The following is a 24,022-nucleotide window of genomic DNA, read 5'->3' as shown; positions in this document are numbered from 1 at the left end:
ACGCCTCATGACACTGGCAGTTGAGATTGTTGCAACTGATACTTGCGCCCACTGTATATAAACAGGCCCACAAACCCAACGACGCTCACTAAGCGAAGCCACAACGGGATATCGTGCCACACTAACAAAGCACCAATCATTAATAAGCAAAGGCGGCTTAGCCAGTTAATCGGGCCTTCAAGATACCCTTCAATCGCGCCAATTAAGGCATACGTGCCAATAATGGCAAAAAAGCCGACCTCTAACACCGAGACGATATCCCAGCTGACCAGGCTGGTATAAGCAATGAGCAAAGGCACGAGATACAAGCCTTTGGCAATTTTCCACGCCATCAGCCCCGTGCGCATCGGTGGGGTTTTAGCAATGGTGGCCGCGGCAAATGCCGTCAAACAAAACGGCGGGGTCACGTTACTGTCTTGCGATAACCAAAAAATAATTAAGTGGGCGGCGAGCAGGGCCAAACTGACGGCCTCCAGCCCTAAGCTTTGCTCTAACAAGGTTTCCATAAAGTCAGCCGGCACTAAGGCAACCATTTGCTGCGCGGTTTCCATGGTCATTGGCGCATTTAAAAGATCGAGTTTGTCTGGGGCAGCCAACATAAATATCGCCTTGGCTTGCTCGGGAAGCTGGCCTGATACCAGCAGCTCCAACAATTGGTTTTCAGCGATAAGCTTATACAGAGCAGGTGCCGACAAGGTGCCCAGTACGATATAGGCAGCGGTCACTGGTAATCCCATCCCTAACACTAACGAGGCAATAGCAATTAGCACCAGCATCATAAACAGATCACCGTTCGCCCAACCATCAATCATCAGCGAGAAAGTATTGCCGATACCCGTGGTGCTGATCACATTCACCACCAAACCAATGCCCACGAGTAAGATGGCAGTGGTGGCCATATTTTTTGCCCCTTGCGCCAAGGCCTCGATGATCGCTTTCGGCCCCATCCGGTGCTCTTTGGAAAACCAGGAAGCGAAAATCACAGAAATAATCGAAATGCCGGCAGCATAGGTGGGTGTGAAACCTTTAATCAGCAAGGTGACAAGCACCGCAAGCGGGATAAGGTTATGCCAACCGCGGAGAAGCACCATCAATAAAGAGTCCTCGGTGGTGACAATCTTTTGCACGCCACTGCGCTTTGCTTCAATGCGCACAAAAAAGCTCACAGAGAGAAAGTAGATCAGCGCAGGAACCAGTGATACAGCAATAATGTCAACGTAAGGAATTTGGGTGTACGAGGCCATGATAAACGCCCCCGCCCCCATTACGGGCGGCATTAATTGCCCCCCAGTTGAAGCCGATGCTTCGACCCCAGCAGCAAAGCGCGACGGAAAACCGGCTTTTTGCATTAAAGGAATACTGATCACCCCGGTCGATACGGTATTCGCTACGCTCGAGCCTGACACTGACCCCATTAACCCAGAGCCAATCACCGCAATAAAACCCGGCCCGCCAATAATCTTACCCGCGGCCGCACGGGCCACGTTGATGATATAATCTCCAACCCCAGAGCGGACAAGAAAGGCGCCAAATAAAATGAACATAAACACGAACGTCCAGCTAATCCGGGTAATCGCGCCAAACATGCCTTCCGAGGAGTAGTAACTGCGATATAAAAGGGTTTCAAGGCTCAATCCGGGAAAGTGAAAAATCCCCGACGCCCACTCGCCCCACAGCACGACATAGCTCAAACACACCATAATCAGAATGGGAATAAACCATCCCATGGTACGACGAATCAGCTCCACCACGATGATGATCGCTAAGCTGGCGAACACCCAATCGGCAGTGACAAATTTTACCCCACGCGCGTACAACGCGTCCTCGGCATAAGGGATATACAACAGACAAGCCACTGCACCTAACGCAATAAAAATATCGACCGCCAGCGCTATTTTATTCCGCTTCAAAGAGATATGTGCCGGGTACCAAAGTGCACAAATCACCGCAAACCCCGCAAAGTGGGTCGCCGAAATCCATAACTCCGGTAGTGTAGATAACGTATTGAACCAAATATGCAATACAGACAACACCACGCCCAGCACAGTGATGGTGGTGGTCACCCACGGAAAATCATCGCGCGTGGGTAATTCAAATTTCTCCAGCGCTGTTTCATCAGGCCCTTGCTCAACAGGCTCGTGCTCTCTTGGCTCGCTCATCCCTTTACTCCAAGCAGTATCCGCGTTTCCATGCAGTATTTGATCTCGATAGGCGCTCCGAGCTATCCCGGAGCGCTATCGCCTTATTCCATTACCAGTTCAGACGGGATATCGATACCAACTTCCTGGTAATAGCGTGCTGCACCTGGATGTAGCGGCACAGGCAAACCAGCGATCGCTTTTTCAATCGCCATCGCTTTGGTGGCTTTATGAATGCCTTGAAGGAAAGACAAGTTCTCGTAAATAGCCTTGGTGAGCTGATACACATCCTCATCGGAAAGATCTTTACGCACGGCCAAGAAGTTAGGTTGAGCAATGGTGGTGACCGGCTTATCCAGCTCAGGATAGGTATTAGCAGGAATTTCGTACTTGGTCCAAAGGTTGTATTTACCGTTAGCCGCTTTGATTTGCTCGTCAGTAAAAGACAGGATAGAGATATCATTTCCCAGTGCAGCGAACGCTTGGGTAACCGCGCCAACTGGCACCCCCGCTGGGGTATTCATGCCATCAATGGTGCCATTTTGTAGTGCGCTGGCACTGCCACCATAACCCATGTAAGCCAAATTAAAGGATTCCGGATCCACGCCGAGTCCCTTCATAATTTGGCGACCTGAGTTTTCGGTACCTGAATTCTTCTTACCAATCGAAAATTTTTCACCTTCAAGGTTACTCAAATCACTCACGGTGCCCGTTTCTGCCAGCTCACTGCGCACAATAAAGTGCTCAACGTTTTGCCAAAGCATAGACACAGAGCGCAGTTGATCTTGGCGGCCACTTTCAGCATATGGCCCCTCGCCGGACCAGGCCCATGCGCCATATAAGCCCTGCAAGATCGCAAATTGCGCTTCATCTTCGTTCAGTAGCTTCACATTCTCGCCGGAGCCAGCGGAGCTGATTGCCGACAACGAAAAATGGTGCTTAGGCGCCAGCTTGACCTTACTCAGCGTCGCCAAGGCGACACCAACGGGATAGTAGGTGCCACCGGTTGAAGCCGTTGCGAGGATATAGCTTCGGTCTTCTGCGACAGCGGTCGAGGCGAGGCTAAACGAGGCCGCGGCAAACGTCAGTGCTTTAAATAGCTGATTGATCTTCATCTTTACTCTCCATGTAGGGCTGTATTATTGGTTTACACAAATAAAACGATTTGTTAACAGCAAAGCATGGATAGCAAAGGGAGTGCCAAATCTTATGTCCCTGTTATAAAAGGAAATATAAGAAGAGGCCATGGATAATCAGCAAGATTTTTCTCATTTATGGCTGGGCCAATAAGCAAAATCTTGCTGATGATAGCGCCTCACTAGGCAGTCAGTCATCACAAAATGTAACCAAAGTGTGATCAACGCTTAAACGCGGCGCGTTTCGCCTTGAGCAATTTTTTGCCGATTCATCTAGGTATAATCAGCACGGTGTAAGCCAAACTTTTTCATTTTTTGGTTCAAGGTACGGCGAGGCAAATCGAGAGCTACCATCACTTCATGAATTCGCCCTCGATGGGCGACCAAGCACTCATGCAATACCTTGCGCTCAAAATTATGCAATTGGATTAAAAGCGGGACATCCGACTGGATGGTTTCCATGGTCGATGAGGGACGATTCGATAAGATTTCCATCACTGAAATACTGTCATCCAAGGCAAACCGCACTGCTACATTGCGCAGCTCGCGAATATTACCCGGCCATGAATAAGACAAAATGGCGTGCCGATCGGCTTCACTGGCCAAGCGTGTCTCCGGATTGGTCTGACGGGTAAAGTGTTCAAACAAGATTAACGCATCATCGTCACGCTCTCTCAAGGGCGGAATATGAATTTGTGCCACGTTTAAGCGGTAGTACAAATCTTGCCGAAAGGTTTCATGACCACTGAGATCTTCTTTCGCTGCCGCAATCACCCGCGTGTCGATCGCTATTGACTGATTTCCTCCCACTCGCTCAACCCTTTGCTCCTGAAGCACACGTAAAACCTTTACTTGCATGCTCATCGGCATGCTCTCTACTTCATCAAAAAACAAGGTGCCTTTGTGCGCGTATTCGAGCTTACCAATCCGACGCTGATTGGCACCGGTAAACGCCCCCGCTTCATGGCCAAACAGCTCACTTTCAAACAAGTTTTCTGGGATCGCGCCGCAGTTAATCGGCACCAAGCGTTGTCCACGACGTACACTCTCATTATGCAAGCTGGTCGCCACCAGCTCTTTGCCACAGCCTGTTTCCCCATAAATGATCACATTCGTGTCAATGCGTGCCAGTTTTGCCACTTGCTCACGTAACTGTTGCATCACACGACTTTGCCCAATCAATACCTTTTCTAACCCGCTGATGCGTGCTAAATACGCTTGCCGCTCTTGCGTCGATGCTTGCTGGCGATAAGTATCAACCGCCTCGGTAACACGCTGAGACAAACGCTCGGGCTCAAAAGGTTTTTCGATAAAATCAAACGCCCCGTTTTGCAACGCCCCCACGGCCATATCAACATCACCGTGTCCGGTAATAAACAACACAGGCGTGGCCACCTGGTGCTGCTCAAGCTCACTCAGGATCGATAATCCATCAACATCAGGGAGTTTGACGTCGCTGACCACCGCATCAAACGGGTGCTGTAGCACGGCATCCAACCCGGCTTTCCCATGACTAAATGCTGCCACCTCAAACCCTGCCAGCTCTAGCCACTGGCAGGTGGTCTGGCGAACAATATCGTCATCTTCAATCAAGGCAATGCGTGGGGGTGTTTCAGCAATCATGAGGGTTCATCCGTGATACGTTTTTCATTACGGTAGCAAAAGCCACCGATCAGAAAAGGAGCTAGCTCTCACTTTCTCATCACACTGCTTTAACATTTTTTCGGCGCACCGCAGTCTAAAACAGAATAAGAATGAGAGTGTGTTATGCATCAGGATCACCACAGCCACCAAGAAACCAGCATCAAGACGACATGGGCTCGATTAGTATTCGTCGGCATACTGGTGATTTTCTCATATGGCATCAGCCGTGAAGCGGCTTATCAGTGGTTAAGCGTACAACATCATACTGAGGTGCAGAACAAGCTTTTGGACTACATCGGTGAGGTCCGCCGTGCATTAAGACGCTTCTATCATCTGCCTTATTTGCTGACCAACCATCCTGACACACTGGCGATTGTAAAGGGCGAGCAGCATGACCCCGCCGCCTTCCAAGCAAAACTCACACAGCTCGACAAAGCGGCCAATACCGAAGGCTGGACACTGCTCTCCACATCAGGCGATGTGCTGGCGTCGAGCTTGATTGATGAACGCTTTAGCCGCCCCGATCGATTGGCGATCGTCGAGCAAGTATTGCACCAAGGTGAAGGCGTATCATTGGTAAATAAAACCAAAGGCTATGGCCCACTCTACTATTTATCCGCCCCGGTTTTTGAGGGGCTTAACATCGCCGCTATCGTGGTGGTGCAGATTGACCTGAGTTTTCTCACCGAACAACCCATTACCAGTCAAGACATCATTCTGCTGCAAAATCGACAACAGCGCTTTTTCCTTTCAAGCAGCAGCGAGTACAACGCAGACTGGCTGAATGCAGCCCAGCTGAACGCAGTTCAACAGAACGCACTTCAACAGAACGCGACACAAACGCCAGAACACGATAAGACACGGACGGTTAACAGGGAAACGCGTTATCTCTACAACAGTACCGCCACCAGTCAGTGGCGGCTGAATGCCACCTCCTTTCTTGGCCACACGGTAAAACTGGACGATCTAAAGTGGTCAGTGAGCTACCTTACGCCCTACAAGCCTATCAAAGGCGCGGCAAGCCTGTTCGCATGGGGAGTGGCCGCCGCACTGCTCGTGGTCATTCTGCTGTTGATTATCGGTCAACAACGCCGGCAAAAACACCGTCACCAGCAGCGTATTCAAAGCTTATTGCAAGAGTCGCAGCGCCGACTTAAACAAATGATCGATAAAACACAAGTCGGGTTACTGTTAATTGATCAGCAAGGAGCGCTGTTTGATCTCAACCCGATGGCCAAGCGGTTATTTGGCTTGCCAGAAAACAATCATCACCGCATTTTTGCTTGGGAATTATTTGATACCGGCAATCCCCATTCCACCACCCTCACCTTGCTCAAAAACCTCGATCAGCACAATGAACTGGCCGAGCTCAATGCGGTTGAAACCATGGCGCGTCGCAGCGACGGGAGCGTCTTTCCAGCGCTTTTCTCGCTCACCCGCTTTCCTTGGCATGATGAGCAATACTACCTGGCGACGTTGATTGACATTAGCAAACGTAAAAAAGCCGAACAGTCACTGCAGCAGATGAACCAAGCACTTACCGAACGCGTGGAAGAGCGCACCCAAGCGCTGCAACAAGCACAAGCGCAACTGATTGAAACCAGCAAAATGGCCGCCTTAGGGAGAATGTCGAGCGCCATTACTCATGAGCTTAATCAGCCACTTACCGGCCTTCGTACCTTACTCACCACCAACACCTTGCTTGCTGAGCGCGGCGAGACAGAAAAAGTTAAAGCCAACAACCAGCTGGTGCAAAAGCTGATTGATCGTATGACCAATATGACTAGCCAATTAAAAACCTTTGCCTACAGCAAACCACAGCATCTCCATCCCGTGTCGCTGGCTGATGCCCTCAATGAGACCTTGCGTGTGTATCAAGCTCAGTTGGCAGACATTGATGTGCGAGTGCGGATGCCTCACGACACGCCCCTGATTGAGGGTGAAGGACAACGACTATTACAAATATTGGGGAACTTGGTGTCTAACGCGTGCGATGCGATGGCAAATACCGCGGCGCCGACCTTGGTGTTTGTGGTCACGCCTGCCGAAAGGACAGTCGAGCTGACGGTCAGTGACAACGGCTGTGGTGCCTCAACAGACGTTCTTGAGACCATGTTCGAGCCGTTTGTCACTTCTAAAAAAATCGGCGACGGACTGGGTTTGGGGCTCGCGATTACCGCCAATAACGTGCGAGATATAAATGGACAGATAAGCGTCGCCCCTAATGCCCAGAGTGGACTGACCTTCACACTTACTTTTCAGTCAGTCATCCCTGGTCACTAAACCGCGCGCAATTACAGTGCGGCCGACATAATATGCTGAGGGCCAGCCGCACCGCCCCAATACAGCTCGCCTGTATCGGTGAAGCCACCTTTTTGGTAACAGGCTTTAGCGGCCGGGTTTCGACAGTTAACGGTCAGATATACCCAATTGAAATCACCATAAGCAAAGGGTAAATACGCCAGCAAGGCTTTAACCGCACCGGTACCTAATCCCTGCCCTTGATACCGCGCATCCACCACAAACATGCGCAGACCCAGCGTCTTTGGCGGGCAAAAGTCATACTGAGACGCATAGTCGATATCGAGTTTAAAAAAGCCTACCGTCTTGCCCGCTCGCTTGATCACATGGCGGTGAATGGTCTCACTGTCCTCGGCAAGAAATTCGTCTGCAGTCCCTGCAAACTTTACTTGTTGGTCAGGTAACGATATCTGGCGAACTCCCTCTGTGTCTTCATTCGTTAGCGGGGCGACACTTATCTCGATAAGCTTACTGGTGGTGGCGTCTGGCATGTTAACTTTCATCATCCTTGTTATTGGTATAGGGCTTGCGCGTTAGTCTTCGTGGTCAATAGTCTTCGTGGTCAATAGCCTTTGCGGTCAATGCTGAGCACTCGAAGTTAGGGAGCACCGAACAACGTGCTGCTTCCATAAAAAAGCGGGCATAAAAAAGGGAGCCCTGCTACACAGCGCTCCCTATCATAGCGTGCCAGTTAGGTTAAATCACTGACAATTCAACCTTAATATTGCCACGCGTGGCATTGGAATACGGGCATACTTGGTGTGCTTGCTCGACCAATGACTGCGCGGTCTCTTTATCCAGATCGCCAACCGATACCGCCAATTTCACCGCAATACCAAAACCGCCATCAATGGGACCAATCGACACTTCTGAGTTAATGTGGGTGTCTTCCGGCAAGGTGACGCCTGCTTTACCCGCTACTAGACGAAGCGCGCCAATAAAACAGGCCGCATAGCCGGCAGCAAAGAGCTGCTCAGGGTTGGTGCCTTCACCATCGTTCCCGCCGAGCCCCTTGGGGGTTGAAAGCGCAACATCTAAACGCCCATCATCGGATTTTGCAGACCCTTCGCGGCCTCCCGTAGCGGTCGCTTTTGCTGTATAGGCAACACTTTGTAGCTCTTTCATTTCACTCTCCTGTGTTCCAGTCCGCTTGCGGCTCACTGCTTCGCACCCAGCAGGTGCGGTGAAGCCGCTTGCATCAGGTTTATTTATTTTGCATGCAAAATACTAGATCGCATGACCCAGCATTGCAAATACTTTGCGTACAAAATAAAATGCTCATTAGACACACAGACAATGACAAGCCATGACCTATCCCCAATTACAGCTCAATAGCCAAATTTGCCACCGCTTGTATAAAGCCTCTAATGGGATTTCGCGCGCCTACCGAACCTGGTTGAGCGAGCTTGATCTCACCTATCCGCAATATGTGGTGATGATGGCGCTGTGGGAAGAAAATCAACTATCGATCGCCACGTTAGTCGAGAAGACGGGGATCGACGGTGGCGCAATGACGCAGATTTTGAAAAAGATGAGCGATAAAGGCTTGCTCACCATCGTGAAAGACGAAGACGATAAGCGAAAGCGATGGGTCACCCTCACGGGCAAAGGCATTGAGCTGCAGCACCAAGCCGCTGCTATCCCTGAGAAAATCCGCTGCAAGTTTCCCAGCATTGATGATGAGCAAGCCCAGCACCTGATTGCGCTGCTGGATAAGATTAACCACGACTTAGGAGAAAGTGACGCATAACCGTCAGGAAAACGGCGCCTGCGCAAGACGCATCGGCAACAAAGGCAAACTATTGCTTGGTCGTGGCCCTCTTTACTGACACAATCGGCGCTGTTACCTCGATATAAACGGACAACAATGAAACTTTTAGCTCGCAACCTTGCACGCACCACCACCGAACACCAACTCCGTCAGCTGTTTTCTGAACACGGCGATGTCACCGAATGCACTCTGGTGCTGGACCAAGAGACTGGCGAATCCAAAGGCTTTGCTTTTGTGACCATGCCTGACGAGACACAAGCCAAAGCCGCAATGGCCGCCTTAAACCTCACCAGTGTTGCGAAAAGCAAAATCCGCGTGAAAATCGCGAACTAAGCAAAAAGCCCCCTTGCACTTACATCGGCTATGGGGCGGGAACGATAGCCAACACGATCATACGTGCTGGCTTTTGTTTATGATCGAGACTTCTGTCCATGGGCGAATACTATTCAGCTGATCTTCGAGCTCATGTTCAGTAATTTCAGTATCATAGGCGATTTGAGCACGCAGCCAATAGCCCTTCGATAATCCAAAAAAACGGCATAAACGCAGGTCTGTATCAGCCGTTATAGCCCGTTTACCAGCAATAATTTGACCAATACGCTGTGCGGGCACTCCGATTTCTTTAGCCAAACGATATTGCGAAATCCCCATGGGAGTCAGGAATTCCTCTTTTAGCAACTCGCCCGGTGTGACAGCTTCTACAGTACGCATGAGCGACCTCCTAGTGATAATCAACGATTTCGACATCTTTGCACTTAAACGATCGAATCATCCCTCCAATAGTAACGCATTGCGTTAATAACGTAAAGCGTCATCAAACGATAGCTGATTGACAGCCTACGCCCGACTCGTCACTATCAAGTTTTCGGCATGTAATGACGCTCGAGCAGTAAAAATGGCAAAACCGAATAAAAAAGGCCCCACCAAAACCATCGATATTTTCTGTAAACGCTGTAATGCGCCACTGTTTAAATACCGCAAAGGCGGCAAAGGTGCATTGGTGAAGTGCTTTAAAGAAAGGATTGTTGAGGATGCCACCACCACGCCGTGTCACTGCCCTCAGTGCGAACAGCCCTTTGCGCGTGACACCCTGGTGCGAGGCACACCAGCCTACAAATTCATTGGCGGTAAGGTATGGTTCAAATGAAGATAACCCCGTTAGGCGACACGTTAGGGGCGCAAGTCGATAATATCGACCTACCCCAGCTTTCCGAGGCTGAGTTTGCGGCGCTGTATCAAGCATTTTTACGCTACAAAGTGCTTTTCTTTCGCGAGCAGCCTCTCTCGACCGACGACCATGTCGCACTGGCAAAACGCTTCGGCGAGCTTGAGCCACCTCACCCGTTTTTTCCGCACCTGCCCGACAACGAGCAAGTGGTCGTGATTGAAACCAGCCGCGGTAATCCACCCAGCCAAAGCTATTGGCACACCGACATGACATGGCAAGCGGTGCCGCCCAAGTGCTCGGTTTTACACGCCCAATATGTACCAGAACATGGCGGGGATACGATTTGGTGTGACATGGCAGCAGTATGGGCCGATCTAACCGACGAAGAAAAAACCGAGCTACGCCAGCTCGACACCATTCACGCGCTACACGCCTTTGAAGGCAGCCGTTACGATCATCAAGACGCCGACGGCCAGAGTGTTGTCTCGAAACGCGCTCAAGACTACCCGCCCATTCGCCGTGCCATGGTGCAAACCCACCCTGAAACCGGCCAAGACGTGCTATTTATTAACGAGCAATTTACTCGCGCGATTGCCGATTGGCCAGTGGCGGCTAGCCAACAACGGCTTGCGACACTGTTTAGTCAAGCACGCCAATCGAAATATCACGTTCGCTTTCGCTGGCAAAAGCACTCGGTGGCAATCTGGGATAATCGCGCTACCCAGCACTACGCGATAACCGATTATGGTGACGCGCCCAGACGATTGCACCGCGTCACCGTTCAGGGTGACAGTGCTCAGTAACATCTCATGGCGCTCAGACGCGGGTATATTGATACAGATTGTTGCGATGCCCATAAAGCATGATTTGGCTTTGCAGCCGAAACCCTAACTTTTCAAGCAAGCGGTTTGAGGGTTGGTTGTCCGGTAAGGTAACCGCCTGAACAGTACTTAGTCCGCTCGCTAACAGGGTTGCTTCAAGCACCGCCTCGGCGGCTTCTGTGGCGTATCCTTGCCCGGTAGAACGCGATAAAAACGCGTAGCCTAAATCTGGATATGCCAACTCATCGCGCTTAAGCACACCGCACATACCGATGGGCTCACCATCTTCCCGCCGTTCCACCAGATTTAAACCGAAGCCATGTGCTTGATAACTCGCGAGCGGCCCGTGACGGAGATACTCTACTGCATCTTGTTCAGTACGCACCTTTTTATCTGCGATATAGCGTATAAACGACGCCTCATTAAGCAGCTCAACAATAAATGGCGCATCGTCGAGTGTAAACTGTCGCACATTGAGCCTTTTTGACTGGCATATCAGTGTCATAAACCACTCGCCTACTGAAACCTTCTATCGCGCCATAATCGCATATTGGCGCGAATAAGTATCTACGCCGGCAACCAACACTGATAAAAATCGGTCTTCGCATGTTTGGGGTTGGCGCGAACAAATTCCCAGCCGTGCTGGCGATAAAAGGTTAACGCACGATGGTTATCACGGCTTACAGAAAGCATTGCTCGGCGGCACCCCGCGTTTGTTAAGGTGGTTTCGATATAGTGCTGCAGCAAAGGGGCAAACCCTCGACCACGAAAAACAGGTGTAAGGTAGATTAGATGCACATAACCCGTCTCAGGCTCCGGCGACGTGCTGCGAAATTCAAGCTGCCCAGCCCATTCTCCATCGACAAAAATATGCCGATAAAACCACTCGGGCTGATTCATGCGTTCACTCACCCGTTCATAATAGCCAGTTAGAAAGTCTTCAAACCCCTCATCGGAGCCAAAGCTACACACAAAAGCGTCCCGACGTGCAGCTACGCAATAAGCAAAATCGGTTTCAAGATTGATGGGACGGAAAGTCAGGTGCATGGGTGTATGCGGATTAAACCGCGAAGGCCGTTTCTTTGACACTTGAACGCTCTAAAAATCTCGTTAACCAGTCAGCGAGGAGTGGCTGGCTTTCACCCCATTGCAACTCCGGTAATCGAAAATCGATATAGCTCAGCGCAACGCCAGTAACAATCTGGCCAAGGTTAATGTCGGACTGCATAACATCAGTATTCACCCTATCCTCCAGCGTCTGAAGGCACCTAACAATGGCATTCTGTCGACGAACTCCGAGTACTGTACTATCGCTCTCTTTCCCAAAGTGCTTCCGATTAATAACCGTCATAAAAGCTGCATCGGTAAGGCCCTGACTAAGCCCCGAGAGAGCAAGGACATCGGTATAGTTGGGTGCACCAAGCAAGCTGTTCGTCGAAGAAAGCCCGTCCAAGTATGACGCGATGAGAAGGGATTCTGATAAAGCCTCTCCCCTATCCGTTACAAGCACGGGAATTTTTCCGTTGGGATTGACGGTGAGCAACGCATTGTCATCCGCCCAAGGATCTACCCAGATGAGCTTCACATCATCTAACTGCTTTTCAATCGCGCAGGTTCGGACAACTCTTGCATAAGGCGACGTTGTGTTCAGATACAGTTCCATATCAATTGTTCTCCATCTGTGTGGCTTTTCGAACGATAAGATATCGGGTTGATAGCAAGAGGACGCCGCTCGCCAGAATAACGGCACCAATGCTGAATAAAGGTTCATAGGTACCAAGAAAGCCGTAGACAAATGCCAGAGCGTACCCACCTGCTGCTTGAAATGCAGCGAACATGGCTGTGGCCATACCCCATATCTTTTTGTGACCAGCAGGCCCCATAATCTCTGAAAGCCGTCCTGCTGTGAGCGCAACAATGCCGGGGATCATGGCTCCGACGACAAAGGATGAAACGGTAATACTAGCCATCGATACCGATATAACCGGTAATGCCGTAGCGATAGACTTTGCCAGAAACCCTGACAGCAGAGCCCCGTGCCAACCGAACTTTTTGGCCGCCCTCCCGGCAATGAAAGGTCCGAAAACAGCACCGACACCCAGAACAGCCCATTGGAAACTCGCGATGGTCTGCCCCATACCGACTTCACGTGCAAGATAATCTACCCAGAAAACCGTATGGGGAACGAAGCCGACTCCATCCATCGCATACGCCACCATGACTATTCCGATGCTCCATTTCTGTGCAGCGGTTAAGCCCTCTGACCTATTTCCTGCATGGGGAATAGCTGGTAATGATTTCAAGCCTGCGAACGCCCTATCGGCGACAAGACCAGCCGCAGCAGCAAGTACGCCGAGCCCAACCCAGGCTAAAACAAGCCCTACATTTAACAATAACGGAATCGCGGTGGCCGACAAAAAAGCCCCAATTCCGATACCGGTAAAAACCATCGCTCCAGTAGCTGGTCGTTGTGAAGCAGGCGTACTTGAGAGTGCCAGAGAGGGACCGACCACCATCAAGGTTGCACCGGCAAAACCAGACACAAATCGCCAGATAAAGAACCACACGAAGCCGATCGGGCTCAGACAAAGAAAGAAGCTTAACGCGACTGCGATATAAGCCCCCCCAAGCACATAACGGAGTTTGTATCGCTCAGAGAGGGTGTGCGCGCCAATCGCTCCACCGAGATAGCCGAGCAGATTCGCGGCCCCCAAGTATGCCGCTTCCGTGGCCGTAAACCAGTTAGCTTCTACGAGTGCAGGAATAATTGGTGTGTAAGCGAACCGCGCCACGCCAATCCCCACAAATGTTGCCATCGCCCCAACGAACAACGCAGAGAGATTAAATCTACTCGGTCTCATAATGTTATGCCCTCCATGGCGTTAAGTGTGCCCGGCTCATGCTCTGGTTCAGACCGAGGGAGCCTCAGACTCATTGTTTAGATGCTTTGGGATGTAGCGTGAATGAACAGGTATAGAGCAAACCCCATTGTTTCTCGCCCCCACCTCAAATACGCATCTTTCCAATGTCGTCTCGTTTTTACTTTATCCAATAGCTCGATATTTTCAGGGTCTAGCATCAACTCGCGTTCAGCAGCTAGCCAAAACGAGCTTTCAAACGTATCCCAATCTTGATAAGAAGAATGGACGACATAAGCGCATTCAAGGCCTAGTTGATTTCCTGCTTTTATATTTTGAAGGTTTGAGCGTAACTCTAGCGGATCAATACCTGTTGCGAGTAAGTACTCTTTATCTGGTTCTTTTCGCCAATACGCATCCCCAAGTACAATTACGCCATTAGACGCTATGAGAGCCTTCATGTCAGACAATGCATGGTCTAAAGCTTCACCAACATCGCCAAAAGCATGAGTAGAGCCTAAGCTAAAGCACGCATCAAATACGCCCCTAGGCAGTTCCACATCTTTGAATGCTGCATTATGAAAGGTGACTTTATCTAAATAAGGCTCCAAGTTTTCCTTGGCTTTAGCAATCTCCCTTTCATCAATTTCAATGACTACCGCCCGACAGTTAAACTTTTCTAAAACGCTTTTAATTAATTCGCCGTTACCACAACCAACATCTAAGACTAAAGAGTCCTCATTGAGCCATAGTTCACCCAGCAAGTTATCTATACAATTTGGGTTGATGGGATTGTTATATTTCATTATTACTTTCCATAGTGTTTTAATTGAAAATTGATATAAGTGTTAGCGTCACTAACGCCTAACGAAGATGAGCAATATTCGCCATTGTTGCCTGTGTGCGTATGATGAACGTGAGCTTAGGCTCAATGCTCAGAGGAGGAATGATGTGGGGTAAAAGCCTCGCCATCCTCTAGTGATTGGCGAAATAGCCGTTTGTCTTACCTATTTTTCCTCAACGGCTTTAGTAGCTAAAACGGCTAAACCACCCAGAGCTAATGAACCACCGAGAAATTTAGCAAACTTCGGATTTTCTGAGTATAAACCAATTAAGCTTGCACCCAAAACAGCACCAGTTGCACCAGCAACAACTTGAGTCGAAGACATTTTTAATCCTGTTGCCCATTTAGCGAAATGCTCACAGTTTCGGTCTGTTAATGAGTATTTCCACTGTCCAATTTGAGAACGAGCGAGCTCGAGCACCTCTGGTACTGGGCGGTCGTAAGTAACTTTAGCTGGATAGGTATGTTTACCTTGGGTTACTACATCCCAGTTTTCTTCTTGAACGGTACCATTTCGCTGAGTTGCAGAAATAAGCATAGGCAGACCCTTTTCACACAAAGCGTCTGAAACTAAAGACCAGTGCTGATAAACACCGAAGTTGCTGACGACAATATCGCCAGCATTTAGGTTTTGAATTGACATATGTAACCCTATATTTAATCAATTGACGACATCAATATGTATGAATATTTTATCGCTTCAAGTAGTTGCATAGATATAACTAATAACATAGATCCCCCCTGTTTAGGAACTGCCACACTTAGATGCGCTCTTTAATAGCGGAGGTAACCATGTCTAATCAATTATTTTGTAGTGTTTATTTCACCAAGCATCATTTTTAAGATAACAATGTATCCGCTTACTTCTTGGCTGCTCTCGCGCTGAAAAAAGTGCTAGACGCAGCGCCTACTGATCCGCATTCGAGCTATTTACTTAATAAAGCAACGGTCTTATTCAACACCCAAATAAAGTGTCGGCTGCGCGACACTTATTCTTATTTGTTATACCGTTGATTCACGCTGCTGCTCTTTGAATTTATCTATTGAAGTTCGGATCGTTTTTTTTGACTCAAACTCTGGAGTACAAGAGTAGATCGCCCACTTATGGATAAGACTAGGCTTCCCTTTGAAGGCAACAAATGAGCGTATTTTTGCGTACCGTTGAAGTCGTTTAGAGTCAGTATAGATATGGGTTATAACAAACGCTCTCTCGTAAGCCAAAAGATAATAAAATACATACACATATGGTAGTAAAGATACAGACAGCAACATAGGAACCAAGAAATCCCGGAATGTATCAACACTGACAAACTTACCTGGCTCATTATATATATTTAAGATGGAGTCGATGAAAATAAAAGCTCCCATTATGGCTAAAATATAGTCAGATATTTTTTGTGCTTGCTTATACTCTGGTTTACCTCTAGCAAAAGCACTACAACACGCAAATAGTGTACCTGTCGTTACTAGAAATAATTCAGTTATAAAACCGTAGGAATGAAATGCTACTAGGAACTCGATTAGTACAATCAGCTTAACCTGAGAATTTAACGATGCTTTCAAGTACTCTTTCGGCTCGGTGATCTTAGTCGTATTCATAAGCTGAACAAAGCCAATAAACACAAACCATAGTATCGTATTTTTAAGTTGTCCTACATTCCAAACATCCATGCTATAAAGTAAATATACGACAATTAAAATATATAAAAGCAGAGTGCCTGTGGTTATCAGTATGGCTTTTTGGCAAAAAGATTTTAGGACTAACTCTATAGCCGGTAGAACTTCCTTACTTTTTATGGAAGCCCAAATGAAGACAACAATGACCAGAGTAGCTGTAGCTAACTCTCGATTATTAAAAATATCCAAATGCCCTCCTGAGCCTAAAAACGGTATAACGCCCCTAGCAGGGGCATATTTTGCGCTTTGAGCGCAGCGAAGCAAAATATGTCCCGCTGCCTTGGATTGTTATGAGTTTTTAGAAGACAGTTTTTATTACCTTCCCAACTCCTTCCACCAACTCATCTATATCATCTTTATTGGGTTCTCTATGCTTACTATGATCACAAAGATTTCTAACATCCCCGAGATGCTGAATAAAACGCCACTTTGGGACATCAATAACATCCGCTTCTTTGAGTAACTGATAAAAATCCGAAAGAGAAGGATGTTTTTTCCGACTTTTCAGGTTATGCGCTGAGCACACTTTGCCGAGATGTTTCTCTAGTACGACACCGGCAACGGCGCCAGCCGCGCGATGGAAACCTTTTTTAGAAAGTTCGCTTGCAGCATCAAGCTCGGAGTCAAATATATCGGACTGCAGGACTTCAGAAATATTAAAGAGTGCGCTTTCAAAGCGCTTCTCCGCCGACTTTAAGATTGACACCTGAATCTGCACCTTTGGAATTGCACTACCCTGCTCAGCTACTACGCTTCCATTCCGTCGCGTTGTTAAACCCAGTAGTGCGTCAGATATCGTGTACGTGAGGTAATCAATCTCTTTTCGCTTTTCATTTTTGTACTGCTTTACGAAATCATCAACTCGATCGGGAAGCACTTGCTTCACGACTAGAAGAGCTTCCGAATACCATGGCTCGTACTCAGTTTCGAACGAAGGCAGGTCTATTTTCTTCTCTGCCAATACTTTCTTGTATTCGTCAGACAATGATCCAGAGAGATCAGCCAAGGCGTAGTAAAGAAGGTCACCTTTGGCAGCCAATTTCGATAACTGTTTCTTCATTTCATCAATCTTTGACGACACTATAACCTCCCTCATAACGTTGGCTTAAGGGGCTGAAAAAACGCTACTTTCGTAAAAAAGCCAACTTAAGTACCAAAAATTAAAAAAACAAAAATGATCCAGTGTTTTTAATCCCCTTTAAGCACTTGTTATGTATCGCTTTCACGTTCATCGATAACCAATTGTAAATAGGTTACAAGATCCTCTAGGAGGTGAACTCGGTGAGTCATGAACACCCTATCACTTGCAACTACAGGAAGTACGATTGCCGCAACTACTATAGCCAAGTATATAATCCCTAGTAATTTGAATAGTGCTATAAAGGATGCAAGTAATGCAGCATATATAACCAAATAAGACTTTCTACTTTCGAGAGAGCGTACATGACTTTGCAAAAATAATACGCCATGTTTCAGCTCTTTCGTAGAAATCGTAGATGTTGAGGATTCGACAAATTTAAACGCTTGCACTGAGAACTTAAAATCTCTATTCGCCAACTGCAAATATGCTAAAGCCCTGCCTTTTGCTCGCCTTAAAGTTCGAGAATACAAATTTTTAGGAGTGTGTAGTAGCTCATCCGCAACAGTTTCTTTTTTACTGCTAAAGTTTGAGACTAAAGTTTCTAGCCATTTCATAATTTATCCTTCTATGTGTACTTATGAAACGTACATAAAATTTATGCATTATTTTGAACAGATTACATAATCGATGTAATAGAGACATAACGAATGACATGGATTCCCCCTCTTGAAGATCTGCCACACTTAGGTGCGGCCTTTTATACCGGAGGTAACCATGTCCACTCAATTTTTTGGCGTTGATCTCGCCAAGCACCACTTTTCTCTTTATGCATTTATTAACTACAAAAAGTCGCCATTATTGCCTTGTACGGAAGATGGTAGTGATCTTAAATTCGATGCTCAAAGACGACGTGATGTGGGATAAAAATCTCGCTAAAATTTAGCGATTGACGACATACTCGTTTGTTATGTGTAATTTTCTATGTACTTCCTTAATGACTCTGTCTGTTCAAAAAAAGGACTAATTGGAAGGTTAAGATTGAGCATTTCAATTTCGACTGCCGAAGAGCCATGGCATTTCTTAAAGTCACTCCAACTGCTTTTGTGAACCTGCTTTACGATGTGAAAGTCTAGTAGCAACTGAGAAAACTCTTCGGGACTATACCCCTTAGTCTCAGCAATAAAGTGTTGTGTAGCCGGACGTTTACCTTGGACTAGTACCAAATAGAACCGAGCGATGTCATTAACATGGACATATTGGTTATAACCTTGAGATGGTACCGCTACTTGAAGAGTTTGGTCAGATAAGGAATCTACAATTCGCTTTAGCTGACAGTTTTCTCCACCATAAACCAAACTAGGACAGTAAACGACATGCCACTTCTTTTTGATAGCGTAGCCTATTGTAACTGTGTCCGGTTTTACCGCCTCTAGAGGCTTAAGCCTAAATTCTTTGAGGTCATTGTGAGAAGCGTTGCCAAATAACCAAACGCCCGATGTGTGGATTTTTGTCGCACCGTCAGCCGCTAGTCTATCCAGCTGCGTTAGCAGCTTGGACTCTATATCAGCTATTTCCTCCGGCGAAAATTCTGACCAATGTGGACGAGCACAATTTATAACGACATCAAAGTAACCTTAGAAATCTGATCGCTTCCGTTCAGGAGATAAGACACCGCTAGACCTGCTGTAAGTTGAAACGTCAAAGCCACTTTCGACAAACATCCTAGTCACGTGGCTACCAATATACCCATGGGATCCTGATATAAGTACTTTCATTCTTTCCCTGAACCCTCGATTACACATAACATTGTAATAGTGCGCACAACTAAGGCGTTCACATTATCCCCTAGTGATAAAAACTAGCCCAGAATTCGTTGCCACTCAGGAGAGTGGTACCGAGGTATAATGCCTAATAGCCCTGTCACATGGTTGGCAGGCAGCGGTGAGACCGCAGTAAGAGACCTTCTATATGTGTTTGCCGTAAGCAATGACATAATGGCGGAAATGACAGAGCGAAGTAGACGACTTTGTTGTTCGAGAGCATTGGCTGCTGGCGCAGCCAAAAAATGCTATTGCCTATTGACCGGAGAAGGGCTCATATGTGTTAGCACTATTTACTTACGCCCCTTAAATGGCTGACGATCTAACCAACAATTCCAGTTCAAATAACCATCATCAAACTCAATGAACTTGATTAATACCAATGGCAAGAGCCTACACAAAGGCGAAAAATAGTCTGTTAACTTGAAGGTGTCGCCATTTTTAGTGGTTTTTTCAAGCTGTCCATTATGAAACAAGGCGTTTCGTAAATGGACATATGTCATTACTGATTTATGGTGGGAGTCGAGATTTTCCTGCTTTACATCAAAGCCGTAACCCAGGGCGAGCGCATGAGTGTTTATTTTTCAACCATCGCCGGTATGCCTGCGGCTAAAACCTTTTCTAAGAAACTGGGATTCATGAGACAGCGCTTCTGTTTGGCCACCAAGCTGATCTTGGTCGGCTCAGCCCGCACCATGTTTGAGGCCATGTGTCGCAGACAGGCAAAGTTCGCGGCCCCATTGTCTTTATAAATTTGGCAGGCGTCTTCACCCATGTTGACATCCAATACCCAGTGCATGGCTTCAATGCCCCAATGCGAGCGGATAGCACGGCTTGCCTCATCGGCAGTCAGTGATTTTGAGCTGATATAGTAACGATACTCCAGCGATATCGGACGCCCTTTTTCAACACGCAAAGACTCAACCATGACAAGGCTTTGCATTGATGGCCAACGGGTAAAGTCGCCTGATAAACACGCTTTATCAAGCACATAGCACTGACGTGATTCAATACGACCGTGACCATATTCAAACTCGACATCGTCATTGAAGGTTCGACGTTGCTCACTGAATGCCTCGGTGATCGCGTTCGCTAGCTTGCCCTGGTTTTGTTTCACCGCTAATAAGTAATCGCCACCCTGCTCAAGAATCGTCTTGGCAATCGTCGTTTGGCAGGCCATGGCATCGATGGTGACTAGCGCACCACGTAAGTCGAGCAGACGGATTAACTCGGGAATAGCACTGATTTCATTGCTTTTTTCGTCTGTCTTGAGCTGACCGAGCACCAGATGATTTTCACTGGCATACGCACTAACCATGTGGATCGTACTGCTTCTATCTTCACGGTTGTAAGAGCCTTTTAGGGTTTTGCCGTCGATCGCGACCACCTGACCATCCGTCATTTGGTGGACGGCTTTCATCCAATCGATAAAGCAAGCTTGAAAGGCGCTCGGTTCAATCGTGGAGATGGCACGTGCGATAGTATCGTCGGCAGGAATACCGTCTTTAAACATGCCGTTGTGCTTAAACCAATCATGGTGGCCTAGGATGTATTCCCGAATATCGTACCATCCTTTGGAACCCGCAATAACGGCGCACAATGAAGCAAAGAGCAGGTCAAATAGTGGGTAGGTTATCTTGGCACTCTGACGGTTATCATCAACGGCACTGAAGTAGTCTTTAAATGTATCGATATCCACGGTATCTATCCCGAACTATTTTAGAATCGGCCTATATGATCACAGCCAGAGGTGATCGTCAAACCGATCCTTTTTTGGTCAAAAAACGTTCGCGATCTCGCCCTGAGCCGTAACCAACCAACACTTGAGTTATCGGTGTCGCACAATTTTTAGATTTATAGTCATCTAGAATTGCTCGGCAAAATGATTCAAGTCCCGAAAACAGCAGATAATACGATACATCAATAAAACTGCCACGCCCTCTAAAGACCTCAATACACCTAAAAAAGGCACCTCTGAAAGCTGTGTTTACCGGTGTAGTTTCAGATAACAGAACATCTAAAGATTTGCGTATGAAAACTTCACGTGAATTTTCACTAAATGCATCGTTCATGATTACACAACCACCGCCATTTTGCCTAAAGTGCCCCTGCACTTCTTTGGGGAAGTCATCATCTAAACAGTCATAAGTTTCATTACTTCGTAACTGATTTGTGATTATAACGTCCTTGTGGTCGATAAAAGACAGTACGGCTTCTAAATTAAAGACTAAAGACTTTAATTCATAAGGGCACTCGTCAGATATTTCTAAGAATGCCGTTAAATGATAACAATTCTGATCCGATGCTAACTTCTTAACTTGGTTGAACTGACTGTATAGCGGGACTATTCTACACCCGTAAAACTCATATATTTTCGTACATTCATAGCCATAAATACCGACTCTGGTCATTAAATTACTCCATAGCTAGAGAATAGTGCTAATGCCCGCAATATACGGCCGCAGTGAAGGCGCGAAGCGCCGTAACGGAGGTCCGGCCACAGCTTGCTGTGGCGAACATAATTGCATTGTTATGTTCGTTTTGGCAGATCCCGCTTTGCTGCCTTTACTAACTTAGGCAAATGCTCTTCAGCAATGTCACGAACCCTTACTGCATGTCTAAACAAGTGATCTGATTGTGGGTTATCAAATTCTTCTTGAGCGGCTTCATGTACATTGAAAGTTTCTGCTCGTAGAGAGTTGTTTACAGAGACTAGAAGGTTATAAAACTCGTCGTTCATTACTAACCTGCCTGAAACTGTTAATTTTTGGATATCTCTCATGGACTCATCGAAATTAGAGTCTGGGCGACTAGTATATTCACAACAATGCTCAGAACGAACTTGCTCAGCCCAATACGATATATCTTCCAAAGCTATGATAACCCTACTGTAGAGTTCCCTCTTTTCATCCCAAATTTTTTCTTTCTTAGACCGAGACAAAGTTAAGTAAGAACCAAACGCTGCACCCAAAAAGCTACCTACGAGAGGTACTACAATTTTAAATACTTCGATATCCATTTAGTCCTCTGAGAAACATAACGAATGACATGGATTCCCCCTCTTGAAGATCTGCCACACTTAGGTGCGGCCTTTAATACCGGAGGCTAGCGAATTCCCTCATAAATATCAGTTAAAACAATCAGTTAGGTACGCATCGCTCCCTCTGCTCTAGTGAATTTCACCAAGAACGAGCTAGACATAGACAGATTCAATAGCGGTGCTAACGATGCGTGATGATCAAATCCTACTAAAAAACTGTAAAAGCAGTGCCAAAAAATTCACAAAAACCACGGAAAACGCATGAACATCCCCGTCATGAAAGGCTTCCCAGCACGGTCGCGAGGTACTCTTGGTCCATCGCGCACATCATTCGCTTGCGTTGAATGCCGGCTTTGAAACTCTTCTCTTGCTTTAATAAATTCAAAACCATTTGCCTTATTCGTGCAAACACTTCCGCTCGATCATCGACTCTTATTCGGCAAGCATCTTCTTTTAATCCAACATCAAGTTGCCAGTGCATCGATTCAATTAACCAGTGCGAGCGAGTGGCATCATGAAGCTCTTTCGCTGTCAGTGCTTTTGAGCTTATATAATAGCGCACTGAAATATCAGACTCTTCGGCGTGTTTTCCTTCTTGTCGAACACTCACCATGATGCCCATCGTTTTTAGTTCAGGCCAATCATAAGCCAAATCACCTAATACACTTAAATCGGTATTAATCAGTGCACATCGTGTTTCTAAACGCCCATGCGATTTCTCTTGTGATGCGTAGCTATCACCATCAAATTTTTGAAGCATTGCCGGGCGGTAATAATTATCAAACGCTTTATCTAATTTGCCTTGGTTTCCTTTAACGGCAAGCAAATAATCAGCATTTTTATCAATGATTTTCTGTGCGATTTTGTGCTGACAACCCATAGCATCTATGGTAATCAAACAACCTGAAATATCGAGCAATTCCAGCAGCTTAGGGATGGCAGTAATCTCATTTGTCTTACTGTCTACTTTCGACTGTCCGAGGCACACTCCATTTGCGGTTGCGAACGCATTAACCATATGAATAGCAGCTTGGTCTGTTGCTCGATTATATGAGCCCCTTAGTGTTTTTCCATCAATGGCAACCACTTCACCATCCGTTAATTCATGACACGATTTCATCCATTCTATAAAGGCTTTTTGTAATGCCTTTGGACTGATGGCTCCCATCACTCTTGCGATCGTATCTGCCGACGGTGACGTTTCACCTGAAAAGCCAAAACGTAATAAGAAATCGCGCTGCTTACGGCCATAATCACTAATGCCTTTCCAGGTATCATGGCCAGAAAGAACCGCACAGATCGTTATCAAAATAATATCTGATAACGTATGTTCAACCTTTCCTTCTTGGCGAATATCTTTGATGGAAACGAAATGCATAAATGGGCTTTTTTCTTCTGTCATTTTTAATCTCCTAAACATTAGGAGACCATTAAATCGCACTGAAAATGATCAACAAATTGATCCTTTATTTTCACTCGTTTTTATGAATAAACATGGTGCAACGCACGGTTTTCAGTCTTAATTGACAACTAAGTCATTAAATCGCTAGCCCAGGCATGGCGCGGATCTTCATGCGTTTTCCCTGTCACAAAAACGGCTTATTTCTCTTACTTTTATCACTAAAAAACTAATCGTCGGCGCTGATGTAACATGATTCGGAGGGTAGCTGAATCAAGAACTCACTAGACTGCTGAGGTGCCATTTCTTGATTAGATTGCCCCT

The 24,022-nt window shown here is 46.9% G+C and carries 24 protein-coding genes and 2 pseudogenes; 6 read left to right on the top strand and 20 right to left on the bottom strand.

The genetic code is table 11. The features are described 5' to 3' along the window. Nucleotides 1–5: 5 nt before the first annotated feature. From EHW56_RS00605 to EHW56_RS00595, 3 genes are all read right to left on the bottom strand, one after another. A complete protein-coding gene (locus EHW56_RS00605; protein ID WP_077666338.1) occupies nt 6–2,159 on the bottom strand; it encodes a TRAP transporter permease in 2,154 nt (717 codons plus the stop codon). Nucleotides 2,160–2,242: 83 nt separating this feature from the next. Then, the gene (locus EHW56_RS00600) at nt 2,243–3,253 is read right to left on the bottom strand and encodes a TAXI family TRAP transporter solute-binding subunit (protein WP_077606274.1); all 1,011 of its coding nucleotides are present in this window, start codon (nt 3,251–3,253) and stop codon (nt 2,243–2,245) included. Between the two features lie 294 nt (nt 3,254–3,547). Further along, the gene (locus tag EHW56_RS00595) at nt 3,548–4,897 is read right to left on the bottom strand and encodes a sigma-54 dependent transcriptional regulator (RefSeq protein ID WP_077666339.1); all 1,350 of its coding nucleotides are present in this window, start codon (nt 4,895–4,897) and stop codon (nt 3,548–3,550) included. A 144-nt stretch (nt 4,898–5,041) separates the two neighbouring features. Between EHW56_RS00595 and EHW56_RS00590 the strand changes: the two genes are divergently transcribed. Further along, complete coding sequence (locus EHW56_RS00590) at nt 5,042–7,201, top strand: sensor histidine kinase (protein WP_152798905.1); 2,160 nt, start codon at nt 5,042–5,044, stop codon at nt 7,199–7,201. A gap of 11 nt (nt 7,202–7,212) precedes the next feature. On the opposite strand, the gene EHW56_RS00585 is transcribed toward EHW56_RS00590, so the two are convergent. Together EHW56_RS00585 and EHW56_RS00580 are read right to left on the bottom strand one after the other, a co-directional pair. After that, nucleotides 7,213–7,710, bottom strand: a complete 498-nt coding sequence (locus EHW56_RS00585) for a GNAT family N-acetyltransferase (protein WP_152795333.1) — start codon at nt 7,708–7,710, stop codon at nt 7,213–7,215. Between the two features lie 205 nt (nt 7,711–7,915). Next, nucleotides 7,916–8,344, bottom strand: coding sequence for an organic hydroperoxide resistance protein (locus EHW56_RS00580; RefSeq protein WP_069361329.1), 429 nt, complete (start codon nt 8,342–8,344; stop codon nt 7,916–7,918). A 181-nt stretch (nt 8,345–8,525) separates the two neighbouring features. Here EHW56_RS00580 and EHW56_RS00575 point away from each other — a divergent pair, with 181 nt between their 5' ends. Next, nucleotides 8,526–8,969 carry a MarR family winged helix-turn-helix transcriptional regulator gene (locus EHW56_RS00575; RefSeq protein ID WP_152795335.1) on the top strand — a complete coding sequence of 148 codons (444 nt, stop codon included), beginning with the start codon at nt 8,526–8,528 and terminating at the stop codon, nt 8,967–8,969. A gap of 117 nt (nt 8,970–9,086) precedes the next feature. Continuing rightward, nucleotides 9,087–9,323, top strand: coding sequence for an RNA recognition motif containing protein (locus EHW56_RS00570; protein WP_074212824.1), 237 nt, complete (start codon nt 9,087–9,089; stop codon nt 9,321–9,323). A gap of 57 nt (nt 9,324–9,380) precedes the next feature. Here the strand turns inward: EHW56_RS00570 and EHW56_RS00565 are convergent, their stop codons facing one another. Continuing rightward, nucleotides 9,381–9,701: a HigA family addiction module antitoxin gene (locus tag EHW56_RS00565; RefSeq protein WP_152795337.1), complete on the bottom strand. Its 321-nt coding sequence runs from the start codon at nt 9,699–9,701 to the stop codon at nt 9,381–9,383. A gap of 184 nt (nt 9,702–9,885) precedes the next feature. Between EHW56_RS00565 and EHW56_RS00560 the strand changes: the two genes are divergently transcribed. Both EHW56_RS00560 and EHW56_RS00555 read left to right on the top strand, forming a co-directional pair. Continuing rightward, the gene (locus EHW56_RS00560) at nt 9,886–10,137 is read left to right on the top strand and encodes a hypothetical protein (RefSeq protein ID WP_025739952.1); all 252 of its coding nucleotides are present in this window, start codon (nt 9,886–9,888) and stop codon (nt 10,135–10,137) included. Further along, complete coding sequence (locus EHW56_RS00555; protein WP_152795339.1) at nt 10,134–10,961, top strand: TauD/TfdA family dioxygenase; 828 nt, start codon at nt 10,134–10,136, stop codon at nt 10,959–10,961. The genes EHW56_RS00560 and EHW56_RS00555 overlap by 4 nt, the downstream gene beginning before the upstream one ends. 13 nt (nt 10,962–10,974) lie before the next feature. Here the strand turns inward: EHW56_RS00555 and EHW56_RS00550 are convergent, their stop codons facing one another. The 9 genes from EHW56_RS00550 to EHW56_RS00510 form a co-directional block, all read right to left on the bottom strand. Beyond that, nucleotides 10,975–11,484, bottom strand: coding sequence for a GNAT family N-acetyltransferase (locus EHW56_RS00550; protein WP_152795341.1), 510 nt, complete (start codon nt 11,482–11,484; stop codon nt 10,975–10,977). Nucleotides 11,485–11,546: 62 nt separating this feature from the next. After that, entirely contained in the window at nt 11,547–12,026 is a 480-nt protein-coding gene (locus tag EHW56_RS00545) for a GNAT family N-acetyltransferase (RefSeq protein WP_152795373.1), read from the bottom strand. A 13-nt stretch (nt 12,027–12,039) separates the two neighbouring features. Next, nucleotides 12,040–12,642, bottom strand: a complete 603-nt coding sequence (locus EHW56_RS00540) for a glutathione S-transferase family protein (protein ID WP_152795343.1) — start codon at nt 12,640–12,642, stop codon at nt 12,040–12,042. Between the two features lies 1 nt (nt 12,643). Next, nucleotides 12,644–13,795 carry a YbfB/YjiJ family MFS transporter gene (locus EHW56_RS00535; protein WP_216644432.1) on the bottom strand — a complete coding sequence of 384 codons (1,152 nt, stop codon included), beginning with the start codon at nt 13,793–13,795 and terminating at the stop codon, nt 12,644–12,646. A gap of 122 nt (nt 13,796–13,917) precedes the next feature. Beyond that, a complete protein-coding gene (locus EHW56_RS00530; protein ID WP_152798899.1) occupies nt 13,918–14,643 on the bottom strand; it encodes a class I SAM-dependent methyltransferase in 726 nt (241 codons plus the stop codon). A gap of 201 nt (nt 14,644–14,844) precedes the next feature. Beyond that, entirely contained in the window at nt 14,845–15,324 is a 480-nt protein-coding gene (locus tag EHW56_RS00525; protein ID WP_152798896.1) for a lecithin retinol acyltransferase family protein, read from the bottom strand. Nucleotides 15,325–15,683: 359 nt separating this feature from the next. Further along, on the bottom strand, nt 15,684–16,547 hold the full coding sequence (locus EHW56_RS00520; protein ID WP_152798893.1) for a hypothetical protein: 864 nt from the start codon (nt 16,545–16,547) through the stop codon (nt 15,684–15,686). Between the two features lie 109 nt (nt 16,548–16,656). After that, nucleotides 16,657–17,439 (bottom strand): hypothetical protein, encoded by a 783-nt coding sequence (locus EHW56_RS00515; protein WP_216644431.1) that lies wholly within the window; start codon nt 17,437–17,439, stop codon nt 16,657–16,659. 128 nt (nt 17,440–17,567) lie between these two features. Further along, a complete protein-coding gene (locus tag EHW56_RS00510) occupies nt 17,568–18,053 on the bottom strand; it encodes a hypothetical protein (RefSeq protein ID WP_152798889.1) in 486 nt (161 codons plus the stop codon). Nucleotides 18,054–18,281: 228 nt separating this feature from the next. Here EHW56_RS00510 and EHW56_RS15635 point away from each other — a divergent pair. Beyond that, nucleotides 18,282–18,382: pseudogene (locus EHW56_RS15635) on the top strand (IS110 family transposase); the annotation flags it as partial. A 22-nt stretch (nt 18,383–18,404) separates the two neighbouring features. Here EHW56_RS15635 and EHW56_RS15445 read toward each other — a convergent pair. The 5 genes and pseudogenes from EHW56_RS15445 to EHW56_RS00480 form a co-directional block, all read right to left on the bottom strand. Next, nucleotides 18,405–19,214 (bottom strand): annotated as a pseudogene (locus EHW56_RS15445) (NAD-dependent epimerase/dehydratase family protein). A 622-nt stretch (nt 19,215–19,836) separates the two neighbouring features. After that, nucleotides 19,837–20,958: an ISAs1 family transposase gene (locus EHW56_RS00495; RefSeq protein ID WP_172970069.1), complete on the bottom strand. Its 1,122-nt coding sequence runs from the start codon at nt 20,956–20,958 to the stop codon at nt 19,837–19,839. Between the two features lie 58 nt (nt 20,959–21,016). Continuing rightward, nucleotides 21,017–21,670, bottom strand: coding sequence for a hypothetical protein (locus tag EHW56_RS00490; RefSeq protein WP_193628663.1), 654 nt, complete (start codon nt 21,668–21,670; stop codon nt 21,017–21,019). A 119-nt stretch (nt 21,671–21,789) separates the two neighbouring features. After that, on the bottom strand, nt 21,790–22,278 hold the full coding sequence (locus EHW56_RS00485; protein WP_152799885.1) for a hypothetical protein: 489 nt from the start codon (nt 22,276–22,278) through the stop codon (nt 21,790–21,792). A gap of 295 nt (nt 22,279–22,573) precedes the next feature. Further along, nucleotides 22,574–23,701 (bottom strand): ISAs1 family transposase, encoded by a 1,128-nt coding sequence (locus tag EHW56_RS00480; RefSeq protein WP_152799883.1) that lies wholly within the window; start codon nt 23,699–23,701, stop codon nt 22,574–22,576. Nucleotides 23,702–24,022: the final 321 nt, after the last annotated feature.

It is taken from the genome of Salinivibrio sp. VGrn1, assembly GCF_009377995.1.
Classification (GTDB): Bacteria; Pseudomonadota; Gammaproteobacteria; order Enterobacterales; family Vibrionaceae; genus Salinivibrio; species Salinivibrio siamensis.
Note: the sequence above shows the minus strand (reverse complement) of the source record. Positions and strands in the feature narration are given on the sequence as shown.